The following is a 17,832-nucleotide window of genomic DNA, read 5'->3' as shown; positions in this document are numbered from 1 at the left end:
TTTCACTTTTTAAAATTTTATGATTATATTTGTAATATAAAATATGAATGCCAAAATCTGATTTGGGAGAATAAAAATGAATGCACAAGTGAGTGTGACCGATCTATTTAGCAGAGAAGAAATACAGGAGCTCACACAACCCTCAGATGCATACGGCGCTTGGGCTGTTGCAAGCACATGGGCCGTTATTGGCGGAACATTTGCAAGTTTAATCATGATGTGGGATTACTTACCTAACTGGGGCAAATTACTTGCTTGTATGCTAGCTTTGGCCATATTGGCGGGCCGCCAGTTATGTCTAGCAATTTTGATGCATGATGCATCGCATAAAAGCCTATTCAAAAATAAAAAAATAAATGACTTCGTAGGTGAATGGCTATGCGCCCGTCCAATCTGGAATGATCTACAAAAATACCGCGTACACCATGTCCGTCATCATGCAAAAACCTCTACTCAAGATGACCCTGACCTTTCTTTAGTTTCTGGTTTTCCAGTAAGTAAAAAATCTCTTACTCGTAAATTCTTACGCGACTTAACAGGTATGACAGGATTAAAGTTTAGCTTTGGTCGAGTGTTAATGGATCTCGATTTAATGAAATGGACCGTTGCAAATGATCAAGTCTGGTTAGATCGAAGCAATAAAGATTTCGTTGATTATGCCAAAAGTCTTATAAAAAACAGTAGTGGTGCCATTGCAACCAATGTCGCTCTTTATGGCGTTTTAAAGGCATTTGGGCACCAACGTTTTTATTGGTTATGGCCTTTAGCGTATTTAACACCATTTCCATTATTTTTAAGAATCCGCTCAATGGCCGAACATGCAGGCATGCAAACGAGTAATACAGCCTTAACCAATACACGCACGACACGCGCAGGTTGGATTGCTAGAAGCTTTGTGGCACCTATTCATGTCAATTATCATATGGAACACCACCTAATGGCTTCGGTGCCCTACTTCAACTTGCCGCGCATGCATCGACTATTAAGAGACCGCGGTCATGTTCCGGCACCACCTAGTTATTTTGAAGTGATTGAATCACTCTCATCTAAGCCAGAATAATCTACTTAATAATTCAAATGATTAATGAAAGGCCATAAAATTAAATTTATGGCCTTTTAATTTAAATCAGCCATCTTATGTTTAGTTTGGAAATATTTAGGAGTAACCCCCATCCAACGCTTAAACGCACGAGTGAAGTGAGAAGTTTCGGCATAACCCAGCATTAAAGCCACTTTTTCAATCGACATGTTATTTTGAGCTAAAAGTTTCTGGGCATGTTCCTTTTTGAGAGAGTCTACCAAGATTGTAAAACTAGTATGATCAAGGGCTAAATAGCGTTGCAAGGTTCGCTCTGACATATTCATGATTTGAGCCACTTGCCCAACTTTTAATGTCTCCCCCTCCCCATCCAAAAGCAATTTTTCAGCAACTTGTTTAACGCGCCCTTTCCAACCACTTTTTAACTTTAACTTCTCTATATCCCGCTTACATTGCGCATTTAACAATGGCGCTAGCATTGGGTCTGCCGTTAATACAGGTTTTTTTAAATACTCTTTTGGAAATATCCAACAATTACGCTTTTGGTTAAATAAACAAGTCACAGCCAGTTGATGACTTATTTCGGCAAAACCTATAGGTTCTGGCATTTGTAATTCAACTTTTCCCAAATGAGAAAGCCCTGTTAATTTTTTTGCAATTTGAACAAAACCGATTAACAAAAAAATGTTGGCATTTGAGCTCAACTGAAATGCATCAACTGGCTGATGAATTGACCAATATGCATCATTATTTTCTTGTTTTAATTCTGGTTTAAAGACCTTGCAACGTGAACCAATGAAGTGTTCAAGAATTTTCAGCGCTTCTCCTAAATTTGAAGAAACGATAGCAGCCATTCCAACTGAACCATAACAGGAAGCTGTCATGTTTAAAGCTAAATATCCCGCTAATGCGGGCTCTTTGCATAACTCAATAGCCCGTTCAATAAGTTGATTTAAGATGTTGAATTCTACATACCAGTAAGGCTTTTCTAATTGGCCTAAAGTTATTCCACTTTCCTCTAAAAGCTGATCACCAGAGACCCCCCATCGCTTAATAGTTTCTACAATTAAATTAATATAAGTTCCTGGTAATTCTGGATCCATGAGCAACCCATTGAGCAAAATAAAATGGCGTGAAATGGTAAAAACTGTCAGTTCATGAACTATGCCATGCTTTTAAATTGATGCATAGTTAATCAAAACAAAATCCGTCGAATTGCATTAGACAGCACAATTCCTGAAAAAGAATACAGGTCACCTTATGAATATTCTGATTGTCCATGCTCATCCAGAACCACAGTCTTTTACTACTGCTCTAAAAAGTACAGCCAAGCAAACCTTAGAAAAATTGGGGCACAGCGTAGAAGTTTCAGATTTATATGCGATGAAATTTAACCCCGTTGCGTCCAAAGAGGATTTTCTAGAGCTCAATCAACCTGATTATTTTAACTATGCACTTGAACAAAGAAATGCCAGCAAAAATCAACTTCTAGCTCCAGATATTCAAGCAGAAATTGAAAAAGTAAAAAAAGCTGATTTAGTTATTTTTAATTTCCTACTTTATTGGACATCTGTTCCAGCAATTTTAAAGGGCTGGATTGATCGTGTTTTCGTCTCTGGCTTGTTTTATGGTGGTAAGCGGTTTTATAACCACGGCGGCATGGCAGGTAAAAAAGCGATGTTGTGTTTAACGCTCGGCGGTAGAACACACATGTTTGGAGAGAACTCTATTCATGGTTCAATCGAAAATTATCTATCGCCAATTCAGCGTGGTACTTTGGCATATGCTGGTTTTGAAGTCCTACCTCCATTCATTGCTTACCACGTACCGTACATTAGCCAAGAAGCACGAGAAAGCCTTCTTCAAGACTATGTGAATTATCTCTCTCACTTGGACCAGCTTGAACCACTAAAATTTCCTAAGCTAGAACAATTTGATGAAAAACTATATCCACTTTAATACTGTGTTTGAGCTCTAAAAATTAAATAGCCGAATCTAGATGATTATTTTCGGTTATTTTCTAATGATCGCTTTTAAATAGAGACTCCAATTTCGCTCAAAAAATAGATCAAATGGTAAAAAAATTAAGCTAAACTTTTTTATAAAATTAAGAATATAAAAGTGAATCAATAATATACAGATGTAGAAAAACTAGACTTATCAACTAAAAATGATGATTAATACTCATTTCATAATCATTTAATTCATATTTTTACAAAAAAATCTTTGACCATTTTTCTTAGATTTGTGACAAAAATGTCATAAAAACAAAGCTCATCACTAATAGATAAAAAATATAAATATCAATTAATTAAATTAATTTAATAATGAAAATATTCCTTCATATTTCATTCATTATCGGTACTATTTGTATAAAAAGTGAGTACTCCTCAGTTCATATAACAGATTTACTCTTATTGTAATTATGCTATTTTTGTTACATGGAGTTATCAAAGCTTCTATTACTTGTAATTAGGAGCTTTGAAGGCAACACAGTTTAAACGGTTTAACTCTGTTACTTTTAAAAAAATGTCTTGAAGTTCAAGGAAAGATTAAAATGAAATTAAAACATCTGAGCACTGCAATGATTTTAGCAACGCTGCCTGCAACTGGGGTTTTTGCAGCAGCATTGGATCGCTCTGGACAATCAATGTCTGCATTTTTGCAGCCTGGAAACTACTTTGAAGCGGGTATTTCTATTCTAGACCCAGATGTAGCGGGTAAAGAAGCAGGATCAAGCACAACAAATCGTAATATTGGTGATATGGCCGATGATTATTTTTTCCCAAGTGCAGCCTTAAAACTACAACTTAACGATAAATTCTCTTTTGGTTTACTTTACGATCAACCATTTGGTTCGGATGCAGAATACTCAGGTAATAATGCATTCGTTTCAAATCCAGGTTCTGACTCAGTTTTATCAGCTGGTGCAATTGACGGGATTGTTACTAAAAAAGCAATCCAATTATTAGAATCAAAAGGTATACCAGTTAATGAACAAACATTAACTGGTGCAAAGGGCCAAATTCTAGCAAGTGACAGTTTTAAAACATTAGCTGGCGCTTTGGCAGCGGCTAATGGATATTTAGGTACTGGCGGAACTAAAGTTGAGGTAGATACTCAAAACTTATCTTTTGTTTTTGGCTTCCAACCGAATCAAAACTTTAACTTCTATGCAGGTCCTGTATTACAAACCGTTAAAGGTAATGTAAGTCTTCGAGGTCAAGCTTATAGCCTTTACAATGGTTATGATGCGAATATTAAAGAAACTACTGGTGTAGGTTGGTTAGCAGGTGCAGCTTATCAAATTCCAGAAATTGCGCTTAAAGCATCTTTAACTTATCGTTCTGAAATCGACCATAAAACCAATATTAATGAAGACTTATCTTTATTAAATTTCCCAGGTCTTACTTCTGTGCTCGCTGGTTTAGAAGTACCTGCATCTAAACTTCAAGCTATTAATTCAGAAGGCAAAACTACAATTACTACCCCTCAATCTGTAAACCTTGATTTCCAAACAGGTATCATGGCAAATACAGTAGCATTCGCGAATGTACGATGGGTAAACTGGAAAGACTTCTCTATCCAGCCATATAAATTTGGTAAAGTTTCAGAAGCTGTAGGTGGACTTGTTGGACGTCCAAATGGTTTTAACTTAGTTGAATATTCTGATGACCAATGGTCTGTTAACGCCGGTGTTGGTCGTAAACTTAGCGACAAGTGGGCGGGTAACGTTTCTGTGGGTTGGGACTCTGGCGCAGGTAACCCTGTAACAACCTTAGGCCCAACTGAAGGTTATTGGAACGTAGGTTTAGGTCTTCAATATAGCCCTACTCCACAAACCTTCCTTGCTGGCGGTGTAAAATATTTCTGGCTGGGTGATGCTAAAGCTCAAACAGGCGCACAAGCTGGTAGCGATCAATATGTTGCAGACTTCTCTGACAACAATGCAATCGCTTATGGTTTAAAACTTGGTTATAAATTCTAAGTTTCAAAACTCATTCATATAAAAAAGGCGCTTAAAGCGCCTTTTTTATGATTTATTCTTAAGCAGGGATTGTACGCTGTGAAACCGAACGGATTGCTTCTTTTAATGCATCATATCCGCGGATAGCAGGAAACTGTGGAAACTCAGCAATCACGTTTTCTGGCGCATCAAATAAGAAACCATGGTCCGCTTCACCAAGCATGGTTGTATCGTTATACGAATCGCCAGCTGCGATTACTCGGAAATTTAAGCCATGCAGTGCCTTAACCGATTCGCGTTTTTGATCTGGCTGACGTAACTTATAAGCCGTAATCATTCCTTCTTCATCTGTCTCTAATTTATGACAGAAAATGGTTGGCCAACCCAATTGCTTCATCAAAGGATGAGCAAACTCATAGAAGGTATCTGACAAGATCACAAGTTGGAAATGAGTGCTCACCCATTCAACGAATTCTTTTGCCCCCGGTAATGGCCCCATCTCAGCAATAACTTCTTGAATGTCATTTAAGCCTAAACCGTGTTGTTTTAAGATATTAAGGCGCTGAGTCATTAAAACATCATAATCCGGAATATCACGAGTTGTTGCTTCTAGTTCTTTAATCCCTGTTTTTTTTGCGAAATTGATCCAGATTTCAGGAACTAAAACCCCTTCCAGATCTAGGCATACGATTTCCATGAATGCTTCCAACGTTGGTTAAAAATTGCTGTATCATACCATTAAGATTTTCAGTTTTGCGTTGTTATTGATCAAATCAATTTTATTCATAAGTTTCGAAATTAAAGTGCTAAGCACTTTATCAACTATCCTTTAGAATATTTTTCATAAATCAATGCGCCCAAGCCTTTTGCCAGGAACACACATGACCGTTATTCCGACTATTGATATCGTAGATGCTCTTGCTGCTGAGTATGCAACCAAAAGCCCTCGAGAAATTTTAGAACTTGCCTTAAGCCAACAAGGTGAAATTGCGATTTCGTTTTCGGGAGCAGAAGATGTTGTTTTAATTGATATTGCTTCACGTTTAGGTAAGCCTTTCCGTGTGTTTAGTCTTGATACTGGCCGACTCCACGCTGAAACCTATCAATTTATTGAAACTGTCCGTAAACACTACAATATCAATATCGAAATTTGTTTCCCTGAATCTGAAGCTGTCCAAACCATGGTCAACGAAAAAGGTTTATTTAGCTTTTTTACAGATGGGCACCAAGAATGTTGCGGTATCCGAAAAGTTCAGCCTTTACGTAAAAAACTTGCGACTTTAGATGGCTGGATTACCGGTCAACGTAAAGATCAAAGCCCTGGTACGCGTACAGAAATTCCGGTCGTACAAGCTGATGCGGGCTTCTCTGGTCCAGGTAAGCAACTCATTAAATATAATCCTCTAGCGAATTGGACAAGTGCTGAGGTATGGAGCTACATCCGTATGATGGAAATTCCATATAACCCTCTTCATGAGCGCGGTTTCGTTTCTATTGGATGTGAACCATGTACTCGACCTGTATTACCAAACCAACATGAGCGTGAAGGTCGCTGGTGGTGGGAAGAAGCCACTCAAAAAGAATGTGGATTACATGCAGGTAATATGAAAAAGTAATTTATTATCAAAAAACCACTGGTAAATCAGTGGTTTTTTTTGTGTCATGTTGCGTACACAAAGTCATATTTTCTCTACTCTAAACGCTATATACTTAATTTTACGGTTCTATAATTCTAATAAGAGCTCATATAAGGGCTTCTTAGAAAAATGCATGAGGCACAATGATTTATGCGTCCATTACACCCAATTGATTTCATTTTTCTGTCACTTGAAAAAAGACAGCAACCCATGCATGTCGGTGGATTATTTTTATTTGAAATTCCTGAAAATGCACCAGAAACCTTTGTACATGATTTAGTAGAAGATATTAGACGCTCAAAAAGTATTCCTATTCCTCCCTTCAATAACCGTTTAAATGGCTTATTTTGGGATGAAGATGAAGAGTTCGATATCGATCATCACTTTCGCCACATTGCTCTGCCTCATCCTGGCCGTATTCGCGAACTTCTGGTTTATATTTCACAGCAGCATAGCTCACTAATTGACCGTGCCAAGCCTCTTTGGACTTGTGACATTATTGAAGGAATCGAAGGCAACCGCTTTGCCATGTATTTTAAAATCCATCATGCAATGGTCGACGGTGTTGCTGGTATGCGTTTGATTGAGAAATCTCTATCAAAAACACCAGAAGAAAAACATGTTGTTCCTTTATGGTGTGTTGAGAGCAAAAGAACTAAACGCCTAAAAGTACCGACGCCAAGTACAAGTAAAATTAAAAGTATTTTAGGTGGAATTAAGTCCCAACTCGATATCGCTCCGAAAGTCATGCAAGAGCTATCTCAGACAATCTTCAAAGAAATGGGCAAAAATCCTGATTATGTTTCTACCTTTCAGGCACCAGTTTCTATTTTAAACCAAAGAGTCAGTGCTTCACGTCGTTTTGCGGCCCAATCATTTGAACTGAGCCGCCTTAGAAAAATTTCAAAAGCATTAGGCGTAACGATTAATGATGTTGTGCTGGCTGTATGTTCAGGTGCTTTACGTGAATATTTGATTAGCCAAAACAGCTTACCTAAAAAGCCACTGATTGCCATGGTTCCAGCTTCATTACGTACAGATGATTCTGACGTAAGCAACCGAATTACCATGATTTTGGCAAATTTAGGGACCCATAAAGATCAACCGTTAGAACGTCTAGAAATCATTCGCCGTAGCATGCAAAACTCAAAGCAGCGCTTTAGTCGAATGACTGCGAATGAAATTTTAAACTATAGTGCTGTTGTTTATGGACCGGCAGGATTAAACATCATGTCAGGAATGCTTCCTAAGCGTCAGGCATTCAATTTAGTGATTTCCAATGTACCAGGACCACGTGAGCCGCTTTATTGGAATGGCGCGAAACTAGACGCTCTTTACCCTGCTTCGATTGTCATGGACGGACAAGCTCTAAACATTACCATGACCAGTTATTTAGATAAGCTTGAAGTTGGATTAACAGCTTGTCGAAATGCTTTGCCGAAAATGCAAAACCTTTTGACTCATTTAGAAGATGAGATTCAACGTTTTGAAGAAATTATTGCAGAGAAACAAATGAAACATCATTCAGCAAGTTAGAAAAAATTAAGGGGCTTTAAATTGGCCCCTTATTTTTTGATTGTGCGGCACTGGTTAAGTAACTGATGACATACTGAACGAATCATTGCAGTTGTGATCGGTACTTCTTTACCTTGGTCATTCAACATATAGCAGCTATTTACTGGCGTGCTTTCTAAAACATGTTTAAGACCGTTGCTAATTAAGTTTTCACTTACATTCATGGGTTATACCTCTTATTGTTTGCTAAGACGTTTAATAGGGAGAACGTCTACGGCTACTGTATGTAAGTAGTATTTAAAATTCATGAATGAAAGTAAAATTTCAGTTGTAACAAGGATTAAGCGATATCTTGTTACAACTTTAACTTAAAATGATATCGTATTGCTCTTGCGTATATAAATTTTCGACCTGAAATTTAATAACACGGTTAATAAAATGCTCTAAATCTGCTACTGCTGGTGCTTCTGCTGTTAATAATCGGTCAATCACAGAAGGATGCGCAACAACAGTAAAGCCACTCGTTGACTCGAATGCGCGGGTATAACGCAATATCTCACGAAATATTTCGTAACACACTGTCTCTGCTGTTTTGACAAAACCACGTCCCTGACACGTTGGACAAGATTCACATAACAAATGTTCTAACGATTCACGAGTTCGTTTACGCGTCATTTCGACCAGTCCAAGTTCTGACACTTGAGTAATTTTGGTCTTAGCGTGATCTCGCTCAAGCATTTTTTCAAACTGACGCATCACCTCTTCACGGTGAGTTGCTTCTTGCATGTCAATAAAATCAATAATGAGAATACCACCCAAATTACGTAGTCTAAGTTGACGCGCAATAACTTGAGTCGCTTCCATATTGGTTTTAAAAACCGTGTCTTCAAGACTACGACCACCGACATATGAACCCGTGTTAACGTCAATCGTTGTCATGGCTTCAGTCTGGTCAATCATCAGATAGCCGCCCGACTTCAAAGCTACGCGGGTTTGCAAGGCTTTTTGAATATCTTCTTCAACATTGTAAAGATCAAATAGCGGTCGCTCACCCGGATAATGGATGAGACGACTCTTCATATTCGGAACAAATTCTTCTACAAATTCAAGCAACTTTGCATGAATCTCTCGCGAATCGACATAAATCTTTGCCGTTTCTTCGCTCGCTAAGTCGCGAATAATACGTTGAGGTAACGGAAGTTCTTCAAAAATTAATGAAGGGACAGCAACATCAGTCTGCTTACGCTGAATGTATTCCCATAACTTACTCAAATAGCACATGTCTTGTGCGATTTCTGCCTCATCCACACCTTCGGCAGCTGTACGGACAATCACACTACCGGGTAAATTATGTTCTGCTTGAATACTTTCAATAATATTACGTAGTCGCTCTCGCTCTTCTTCTGATTCAATACGCTGCGAAACACCAATATGATTTCCATATGGCATGAGAACCAAATAGCGAGAAGGAATTGAAAGGTCTGTACTTAGACGTGCACCTTTTGTACCCAACATATCTTTCATAACTTGGACAGTAAGGGTTTGTCCAGGATGTAATAATTCAAAGACATTTGGGGTAGGCTGCGAACGAGGCCAAACCATATCATTGATATGTAAAAAGGCTGTTCGAGACAGACCAATATCCACAAAAGCAGCTTGCATGCCCGGAAGCACTCGTACTACTTTACCTTTGTAAATATTGCCGACTAGACCGCGCTTGACTGTACGCTCGACATACAGCTCATTAACAGTTCCATTTTCGATTAATGCCACCCGACACTCCATAGGCGTGACATTAATAAGTAGTTCTTCTGACATACATAAACTCAAAGCATTATAAAATTTTTATTAAAGAGTCAGAGAAGCTGTTAACTTTAACTTTGTCTAGTGTTCGTCGACAATGCTATTCACTTAAGAATGATAACAACCCCTTATTTCTTTACTCTTTTTAATAACTGTGCAAATTCGTATAAAGGAAGTCCTACCACATTACTATAACTTCCTTGAATTTGGGGAATATATTGCGAGGCAATTCCTTGAATTGCGTACCCACCCGCCTTTCCAACAGGCTCACCTGTGGTCCAATAATCTTCCATATCTTGTGTAGTCAGGTGCTGGAACTCAACTTGTGTTTGCACTACCTGACTTAACATTTGTTGTTGATTCGCAACGCATAGTCCAGAAAAAACATCGTGCCAACGTCCAGACAATTTTTTCCAAATTTCAAAGGCATGCTTTTTCGATTCAGGCTTACCAATAATTTGACCATCAAGTCCTAGACTTGTATCAGCAGCAATAACAATTGCATCTGGAAAAAGCTTCAATACGGTTTGTGCCTTTTCTCTAGCTAAACGTTCAACATAATGATGAACCAGCTCATTTTCATGTACCGACTCATCAATATCAGGACTATAGATTTCAAAATCCAAGCCCAATTGTTGTAACAGCTCCTTCCGACGAGGAGAGCTAGATGCTAAAACTATATGCGCCATTTTGCCAAACAATAATAGACGACTGGCCACGTGATAATACTTGTCATCAAAGGTTGCCAATGTCTAGCAATCGAAAAATGAATTCCGCCCATGGTCTGTGTTACCCACATAAAAGCTAAGTGGGCAATAATGACCAGCGTTGCTATCGTCCATAAATTAACAAAAGTTAAAATACGGCGTTCCCGAATTAAAAACCGAGTAAGAAAAGTCACAATTACAAAGCTTAAGGCATTGAGACCTAAAGGTGCATCAAGCAATAAGTCTGTAAAAATCCCCATCCCGAATGCGAACCAAACCCCACACCATGTTGGCTGACATACTACCCAAAATAGCATAATCATTAACATGAATAATGGTCGCCAGCCTGAAATATCATAGGATAGCGGGTAAACCATGAGTACAGAGCCCACAATAACGGAGAGAATAATTCCCCATAATGGGTCTTTACGCTTTTCTCGTTTGAGTTTAGCGATCGGCATAAGGCTGCTCCTTCGCTAAGGACTCAGAGAAAAGTACAACTACATGGTGCCCTGTGGCTAATTGCGCTGCTGGTGTGACATCAATTTCAGCAAACTCACCTGAATTATGACGTCTTATTTTGGCAACTGTACCCACAGCGTAACCTGCCGGGAAATGTTCACCCAAGCCTGAGCTAAACACTTTATCACCCACCAGAATATTAGCACTGGTCGGAACATATTCCATTTTTAAACGGCCTAAATCACCTGTACCAGAAACAATCGCTCGCATTCCTGTACGCTCAAGTCGTACCGACAGTGAATGCTCTTTATCAGATAACAACATTACACGTGAGCTATGAGGATACACATTGATGATCTGCCCCATAATCCCCTTATCATCCAAAACCGTTTGTCCGACCTTGATATGGTCCATAGAGCCTCGGTTAATAATGATGATATGACGCAATGGATCTGCATCAGTCCCAATCACTTCGGCAATTTCCATACGGCCATCAATAATTAACGGTGTATCAAGAAGTCCGCGTAAACGGGTATTTTCAGCAGATAATTCAGAAAGCTTCTGTAAGCGGACTTGAGCTTGTAAAAGCTCAGCCTGCATCGCGGTATTTTCACGACGCAGTTGTGCTTCAGATTTTGTTTGTTGATTCAGCCATTCTCTCGACAGTACTGGATAACTGGCCAATGCATAAATTGGGTTATATGCAGCGTACAAGACATCCCTTGCTGGCTGAATTACATAAGGCATGCGCCAATCAAAGAACAGCACAACCAAGCATGTAATGACCGCAATAATGAACGAGCGGAAAGATGGCGGCTGTCTTGAAAAAATATTCGGTTGCACCGCCTAATCCTTAAACTTAACCGACGAAAAGCATGTCATGGTTCGGATTGTCAAAGAATTCCAATACTTTACCACCACCACGGGTTACACAAGTAAGAGGATCTTCAGCAACAACAACCGGTAAACCAGTTTCTTGAGCTAATAATTTATCAAGGTTACGAAGTAACGCACCACCACCTGTCAACACAATACCGCGCTCAGCAATATCAGAAGAAAGTTCAGGAGGAGTTTGCTCAAGTGCCGATTTAACAGCGCTTACAATACTTTGTAATGGATCAGAGATTGCTTGAGTAATTTCGTCAGAAGTTACAGTAATTGCACGAGGTACACCTTCTGCAAGGTTACGACCACGAACTTCGATTTCTAATGTCGTACCATCAGAAACAGCCATACCGACTTCTTTTTTAATAATTTCAGCAGTGGTTTCACCAATTACACAACCGTGAGCTTTACGAACATAATTGATGATTTGCTCATCAAAAACATCACCGCCGATGCGTAAAGAGTCAGCATAAACACAACCTTGCAATGAAATAATTGCAATTTCAGTCGTACCGCCACCAACATCCACAACCATAGAACCACACGCTTGTTCAACTGGCATACCTGCGCCAATTGCAGCAGCCATAGGCTCTTCAATCAAACGAACATCACGGGCACCAGCATTAAATACTGCTTCGCGAATCGCACGACGCTCGACCAAAGTTGATTTACATGGTACACATACAACTACACGAGGTGCAGGTGGGAACAAACGTTTTTCGTGAACTTTACCAATAAACTGATTCAACATGGTTTCAGTCACTTCAAAATCCGCAATTACACCGTCTTTCATTGGACGAATTGCAGAAATATTCGCAGGCGTACGGCCCAGCATTTGCTTAGCATCTAGACCTACAGCAGCAACAATTTTTTGTGAACCACTGTGACGAATTGCCACAACTGTTGGTTCATTTAATATAATGCCGCGGCCTGGTGCATAAATAAGTGTATTTGCTGTACCTAAATCAATGGCTAGATCCGGCGAAAACAAGCCAATTAGTCGTTTTAGAATCACGGTTCGTTCTCAGTTAAACTTTCATGTGGATGCAAGGTGGCAACTTTAAACTAAATGTGATGATTTGAACAAGTCAATCGCTTATTATAACGCACGATATTTTGAAAATTTTTAATACTGATTAGGTGATGTTATGTCTACATCGGATGCACAGCATTCAGCAGATTTAAATGCACAAACAGTTTCAGCAATCGCCAATCTTGCTCGATTGTCGCTCAATGATACGCAATCTGCTGAATATGCTCAAAGTCTAAATAAAATTTTAGGCATGATGGAAACCTTAAAAGGCATTGATACGGAAGGCGTAGAACCTTTGAAAAGTCCTTTTGACAATCCTCAACCTTTACGTGCTGATGTGGTAACTGAAAGCAATCATCGAGATGAATACCAAGCAGTTGCGCCTGCAACTCAAGATGGTTTGTATCTTGTTCCTCGCGTGATTGAATAACTTTTACTCAATTAACCCATCTTCCCTATTTTGAATGTAAAGAAATTTTACTCATGACTGATTTACATCGCTTATCAATTCGTGAACTTGCTGAGGGCTTAAGCCAAGCGAAGTTTTCATCTCGCGAACTGACTGAACATTATTTGCAACGTATTGCTAAAATTGACCCACTGGTAAAAAGCTACGTGACGGTTACGCCTGAACAAGCGCTTGCTGAAGCCGACGCTGCCGATGCAGCATTAAAAGCAGGTAATGCAACAGCTTTAACGGGTATTCCTCTTGCGCATAAAGATATCTTTTGTACCAAAGGCATTAAAACAACTGCCGGTTCAAAAATACTAGACAACTTCATTTCTCCTTACGATGCAACTGTTGTTGAAAAAACTAAAGCAGCCGGTCTTGTCACTTTAGGTAAAGTGAACATGGACGAGTTTGCAATGGGTTCAACTTCTGAAAGCTCATATGTTGGCGCAACAAGTAACCCATGGGCACTTGACCATGTTCCGGGTGGTTCATCAGGTGGTTCTGCTGCGGCTGTAGCGGCTGATTTAGCACCATTTGCTACAGGTACTGATACAGGTGGTTCAATTCGCCAACCAGCTTCTTTCTGTGGTTTAACAGGCCTAAAACCAACCTATGGTCGTGTATCTCGTTTCGGGATTATTGCTTATGCATCATCGTTAGACCAAGCAGGTCCAATGGCACGCTCTGCTGAAGACTGTGCTTACCTCATGAATGTAATTGCAGGCCATGATGTAAAAGACTCGACTTCGGTTAAAAAAGAAGTTGATGACTACGTTGCGAACTTAAATGGCACATCTATAAAAGGCTTACGTATTGGTATTCCTAAACAGTACTTTAACGTTGCAGGATTAGATGCAGACGTAAAAGCACGTGTTGAAGAGTCTTTGAAAAAACTTGAAGAAATGGGCGCAACGCTTGTTGAAATTGACCTCAACATGACTGAAGCCTATGTACCAACGTATTACCTCATCGCGCCAGCAGAAGCCTCATCTAACTTGTCACGTTACGATGGCGTTCGTTACGGCTACCGCTGTGAAAACCCAGCAGACTTGATGGATCTTTACAAACGCTCTCGTTCAGAAGGTTTTGGTCCAGAAGTTCAACGTCGTATCCTTATTGGTACATATGCGCTTTCTGCAGGTTATTACGATGCTTACTATGTGAAAGCTCAAAAAGTACGTCGTTTAATTCAACAAGACTTCTTAAAAGCATTTGAAAGTATAGATGTAATCGCTGCTCCTTCTGCACCAACAACTGCATATAAGATTGGTGCAAACTTAAGTCCAACTGAAATGTATTTAGGCGATATCTATACACTTGCAGTGAACTTAGCAGGCTTACCAGCAATTAATGCTCCAGTTGGTTTCGATAAAGACAGCTTGCCTGTCGGCTTACAGTTGATTGGTAACTATTGGTCAGAATCGCAATTGTTATCGATTATTCATCAATACCAACAAAACACCGATTTCCATACTCAACGTGCGGCAATTGCTGAGGAGAATGCATAATGGCTGAAGCTCAAAAGTTGAAATTGATTGACGGTTGGGAAGTCGTTATTGGTATCGAGATTCACACTCAGCTTGCAACCAATTCTAAAATTTTCTCTGGTTCATCGACTGAATTTGGTCAAGACCCAAATACACAAGCGAGCCTTGTCGACTTGGCTATGCCGGGTGTACTCCCTGTTTTGAATGAAAAAGTGGTGGATCTTGCAATTCGCTTTGGTTTAGGAATCGATGCTTACATCGACCAAGCTTCTGTGTTTGCACGTAAAAACTACTTCTACCCTGACTCACCAAAAGGCTATCAAATTAGCCAAATGGACAACCCAATTGTGGGCTTGGGTCATATTGATATCCAACTTGAAGATGGCACGACTAAACGTATTGGTGTAACTCGTGCACACCTTGAAGAAGATGCTGGTAAATCTGTTCATGACCAATTTGAAGGTATGTCTGGCATTGACTTAAACCGTGCTGGTACCCCTTTGCTTGAAATTGTTTCTGAACCAGATATGCGTTCGGTTGAAGAAGCGGTTGCTTATATCAAAGCGATTCACACATTGGTACGCTGGTTAGGTATTTCTGACGGTAACATGGCTGAAGGTTCATTCCGTGCCGACTGTAACGTGTCTTTACGCCGTCCGGGCCAACCATTTGGTACACGCTGTGAGCTTAAAAACCTCAACTCATTCCGTTTCATTGAGCAAGCGATCAACGTTGAAATTGAACGCCAAATGGAGATTTTGGAATACGGCGGAAGTATCGACCAAGAAACTCGTTTGTTCGATCCAAACAAAATGGAAACGCGTTCTATGCGTTCTAAAGAAGAAGCGAATGACTACCGCTACTTCCCTGATCCAGACTTGTTACCAGTGATTATTGCAGATGAGCAAATCGAAGCTGCTCGCGCTGCACTTCCAGAGCTCCCTGCTGCTCGCCGTGCGCGCTTTATCGCAGACTTTGGTGTAACTGAATACGATGCTCATGTACTTACGCTCTCACGCGAAATGGCAGACTTCTATGAAGCTGTTGTTGCTGCGGCTGGCGGTGCGAAGCAAGGTAAAGTATCTGCAAACTGGGTAATGGGTGAATTCTCTGGTGCATTAAACAAAGCAGGCCTAGACTTAGCAGACTCACCTGTTTCTGCGGAACAGCTTGGCGGCATGATTGCACGTATTGTTGATAACACCATTAGCGGTAAGATTGCTAAACAAGTCTTTGGCTTTATGTGGGAATCGGAAGGTAAATCTGCCGATGACATTATTGCGGAAAAAGGCTTAAAGCAAGAAACTGACACTGGTGCAATTGAAGCAATCATTAAAGAAGTACTTGCAGCCAATGAAAAAATGGTTGAAGAATACAAGTCCGGTAAAGAAAAAGCCTTTAACGGTCTTGTTGGTCAAGTCATGAAAGCGTCTAAGGGTAAAGCTAACCCTGCTCAAGTAAATGAATTAATGAAAAAATTGATTGGTTAATTTCATTAGCTAACTCAAAAAAAAGCCTCGATTTATCGGGGCTTTTTTTACATCCTTATGAAACATCCTTCGACTAAAGAATGTGCTTTTTGCTAAAAATCATACTTTCATTGTGCTAATTTAAATTAAAAATTGAAATCACATATATTTTAAATAAGAGAGATAAATCATGTCTAAAAAGATTTTAATGTTAGTCGGTGACTATGCTGAAGACTATGAAACTATGGTTCCTTTTCAGTTTTTAAATGGTTTAGGTTATACCGTGCATGCTGTTTGCCCAAATAAAAAGAATGGTGAGCATATTGCAACGGCTATTCATGATTTTGAAGGTGATCAAACCTATAGTGAGAAACGCGGTCACAACTTTGCCATTAACTATGATTTCGATGCCGTTAATACCGAAGACTATGTAGGTCTAGTTATTCCGGGTGGTCGAGCACCAGAGTATTTACGCATGAATGATCGTGTTATCGAAATTGTACGTGAATTCGATAGAGTGAAAAAACCAATAGCAGCTGTATGCCATGGCGCTCAATTACTCGCTGCAGCAGATGTATTACAAGGTCGCCTTTGCTCAGCTTACCCAGCATGTGCTGCCGAAGTAAAACTGGCAGGTGGGCAATATGCAGACATTGCTGTTACCGAAGCGGTGACAGATGGACATTTGGTGACTGCACCTGCTTGGCCTGCACATCCAGCTTGGTTAGCTCAATTTGTGAAAGCTTTAGGGGCTACGATTACAATCTAAATAGATCTCTTTATCCCAAATACAATAAAGCCTGCTCTTAGATAGCAGGCTTTATTACCAAAATAGAAAACCAGATTTTTATCTAGTAATTCCCAACTTATTCCAAATTTCTGGTGTTAAAAACGTTGTCACTAATTTATTTAAATCGATATAACGTAATGTACCTTGCAACTGTTGTTTAACGGCTGGGTCTTTAACAATATCTTCACCCGCACTTTGGCCTAACTGTTGAAAAGCTTCCCCAACTGCTTTCACACCTTCAGCCTGAATTACAGCTTTGGTCTGAGCAGAACATTGCTCAACAATCACACGTTGTAAAACCTGAGCCAGTTTTTGGTCTAACTGATCCTTTTGCTCAGGCGTTACATTACTAAATGCTTTTAAATCAGGATGGGCAGCTAAAGCCGTAAATGTCCATTGAAGTACAGTTGTTTTATCTGATGCTGTTGTCGCTTTCACCAGACAGTCGCTGAGTTGATCGACTGTTGGACCCGCCATCGCAACTTGTGCTTTACCCAGTACAGCAACCGCTACACATATTGAACGGCTCAGATGTGAAAACTTACGGCGAGCAATAGCGTAAAAATGACGTGACATAGGTCTAG

At 39.8% G+C, this 17,832-nt stretch carries 18 protein-coding genes; 9 read left to right on the top strand and 9 right to left on the bottom strand.

Annotated features, from left to right (window positions below):
* Window positions 1-76: 76 nt before the first annotated feature.
* Window positions 77-1,060 carry a fatty acid desaturase family protein gene (locus SOI81_RS03370; protein WP_239975989.1) on the top strand — a complete coding sequence of 328 codons (984 nt, stop codon included), beginning with the start codon at window positions 77-79 and terminating at the stop codon, window positions 1,058-1,060.
* A gap of 56 nt (window positions 1,061-1,116) precedes the next feature.
* On the opposite strand, the gene SOI81_RS03365 is transcribed toward SOI81_RS03370, so the two are convergent.
* Complete coding sequence (locus SOI81_RS03365) at window positions 1,117-2,142, bottom strand: AraC family transcriptional regulator (RefSeq protein ID WP_239975988.1); 1,026 nt, start codon at window positions 2,140-2,142, stop codon at window positions 1,117-1,119.
* 157 nt (window positions 2,143-2,299) lie between these two features.
* On the opposite strand from SOI81_RS03365, the gene SOI81_RS03360 reads away from it, so the two are divergent.
* Window positions 2,300-2,998, top strand: coding sequence for an NAD(P)H-dependent oxidoreductase (locus SOI81_RS03360; protein WP_239975987.1), 699 nt, complete (start codon window positions 2,300-2,302; stop codon window positions 2,996-2,998).
* A gap of 598 nt (window positions 2,999-3,596) precedes the next feature.
* Window positions 3,597-5,027, top strand: coding sequence for an OmpP1/FadL family transporter (locus tag SOI81_RS03355; protein WP_239967272.1), 1,431 nt, complete (start codon window positions 3,597-3,599; stop codon window positions 5,025-5,027).
* 58 nt (window positions 5,028-5,085) lie between these two features.
* Here the strand turns inward: SOI81_RS03355 and thrH are convergent, their stop codons facing one another.
* Window positions 5,086-5,703: a bifunctional phosphoserine phosphatase/homoserine phosphotransferase ThrH gene (thrH, locus tag SOI81_RS03350; RefSeq protein ID WP_016143158.1), complete on the bottom strand. Its 618-nt coding sequence runs from the start codon at window positions 5,701-5,703 to the stop codon at window positions 5,086-5,088.
* Between the two features lie 184 nt (window positions 5,704-5,887).
* On the opposite strand from thrH, the gene cysH reads away from it, so the two are divergent.
* Complete coding sequence (cysH, locus tag SOI81_RS03345) at window positions 5,888-6,622, top strand: phosphoadenylyl-sulfate reductase (protein WP_239976662.1); 735 nt, start codon at window positions 5,888-5,890, stop codon at window positions 6,620-6,622.
* A 171-nt stretch (window positions 6,623-6,793) separates the two neighbouring features.
* Window positions 6,794-8,179: a WS/DGAT/MGAT family O-acyltransferase gene (locus tag SOI81_RS03340; protein WP_239976669.1), complete on the top strand. Its 1,386-nt coding sequence runs from the start codon at window positions 6,794-6,796 to the stop codon at window positions 8,177-8,179.
* 29 nt (window positions 8,180-8,208) lie between these two features.
* On the opposite strand, the gene SOI81_RS03335 is transcribed toward SOI81_RS03340, so the two are convergent.
* The 6 genes from SOI81_RS03335 to SOI81_RS03310 form a co-directional block, all read right to left on the bottom strand.
* A complete protein-coding gene (locus SOI81_RS03335; RefSeq protein ID WP_002116397.1) occupies window positions 8,209-8,382 on the bottom strand; it encodes a PA1571 family protein in 174 nt (57 codons plus the stop codon).
* A 139-nt stretch (window positions 8,383-8,521) separates the two neighbouring features.
* A complete protein-coding gene (gene rng, locus SOI81_RS03330) occupies window positions 8,522-9,976 on the bottom strand; it encodes a ribonuclease G (protein ID WP_016143155.1) in 1,455 nt (484 codons plus the stop codon).
* A 113-nt stretch (window positions 9,977-10,089) separates the two neighbouring features.
* Window positions 10,090-10,650, bottom strand: coding sequence for a Maf-like protein (locus tag SOI81_RS03325; RefSeq protein WP_239976723.1), 561 nt, complete (start codon window positions 10,648-10,650; stop codon window positions 10,090-10,092).
* Window positions 10,638-11,129: a rod shape-determining protein MreD gene (gene mreD / locus SOI81_RS03320; RefSeq protein WP_002116279.1), complete on the bottom strand. Its 492-nt coding sequence runs from the start codon at window positions 11,127-11,129 to the stop codon at window positions 10,638-10,640. Before mreD ends, SOI81_RS03325 begins: the two co-directional genes overlap by 13 nt.
* On the bottom strand, window positions 11,116-11,973 hold the full coding sequence (mreC, locus tag SOI81_RS03315; protein ID WP_016143153.1) for a rod shape-determining protein MreC: 858 nt from the start codon (window positions 11,971-11,973) through the stop codon (window positions 11,116-11,118). Before mreC ends, mreD begins: the two co-directional genes overlap by 14 nt.
* Before the next feature lie 16 nt (window positions 11,974-11,989).
* Complete coding sequence (locus tag SOI81_RS03310) at window positions 11,990-13,030, bottom strand: rod shape-determining protein (protein ID WP_000601379.1); 1,041 nt, start codon at window positions 13,028-13,030, stop codon at window positions 11,990-11,992.
* A gap of 133 nt (window positions 13,031-13,163) precedes the next feature.
* On the opposite strand from SOI81_RS03310, the gene gatC reads away from it, so the two are divergent.
* The 4 genes from gatC (at window position 13,164) to pfpI (ending at window position 17,227) form a co-directional block, all read left to right on the top strand.
* Window positions 13,164-13,478 carry an Asp-tRNA(Asn)/Glu-tRNA(Gln) amidotransferase subunit GatC gene (gatC, locus tag SOI81_RS03305; protein WP_000107699.1) on the top strand — a complete coding sequence of 105 codons (315 nt, stop codon included), beginning with the start codon at window positions 13,164-13,166 and terminating at the stop codon, window positions 13,476-13,478.
* Between the two features lie 53 nt (window positions 13,479-13,531).
* Window positions 13,532-15,010, top strand: a complete 1,479-nt coding sequence (gatA, locus tag SOI81_RS03300; RefSeq protein WP_239976677.1) for an Asp-tRNA(Asn)/Glu-tRNA(Gln) amidotransferase subunit GatA — start codon at window positions 13,532-13,534, stop codon at window positions 15,008-15,010.
* Window positions 15,010-16,479, top strand: a complete 1,470-nt coding sequence (gatB, locus tag SOI81_RS03295; RefSeq protein ID WP_000796643.1) for an Asp-tRNA(Asn)/Glu-tRNA(Gln) amidotransferase subunit GatB — start codon at window positions 15,010-15,012, stop codon at window positions 16,477-16,479. Before gatA ends, gatB begins: the two co-directional genes overlap by 1 nt.
* A gap of 169 nt (window positions 16,480-16,648) precedes the next feature.
* Window positions 16,649-17,227 carry a DJ-1/PfpI family protein gene (gene pfpI / locus SOI81_RS03290; protein ID WP_239976679.1) on the top strand — a complete coding sequence of 193 codons (579 nt, stop codon included), beginning with the start codon at window positions 16,649-16,651 and terminating at the stop codon, window positions 17,225-17,227.
* Window positions 17,228-17,305: 78 nt separating this feature from the next.
* Here pfpI and SOI81_RS03285 read toward each other — a convergent pair whose 3' ends face one another.
* Window positions 17,306-17,824, bottom strand: a complete 519-nt coding sequence (locus SOI81_RS03285; RefSeq protein ID WP_239976681.1) for a hypothetical protein — start codon at window positions 17,822-17,824, stop codon at window positions 17,306-17,308.
* Window positions 17,825-17,832: the final 8 nt, after the last annotated feature.

Source organism: Acinetobacter pittii, from assembly GCF_034067285.1.
Taxonomy (GTDB): Bacteria; Pseudomonadota; Gammaproteobacteria; order Pseudomonadales; family Moraxellaceae; genus Acinetobacter; species Acinetobacter pittii_E.
The sequence above is the reverse complement of the archived record's forward strand: the minus strand, read 5'-3'. Positions and strand labels throughout refer to the sequence as shown.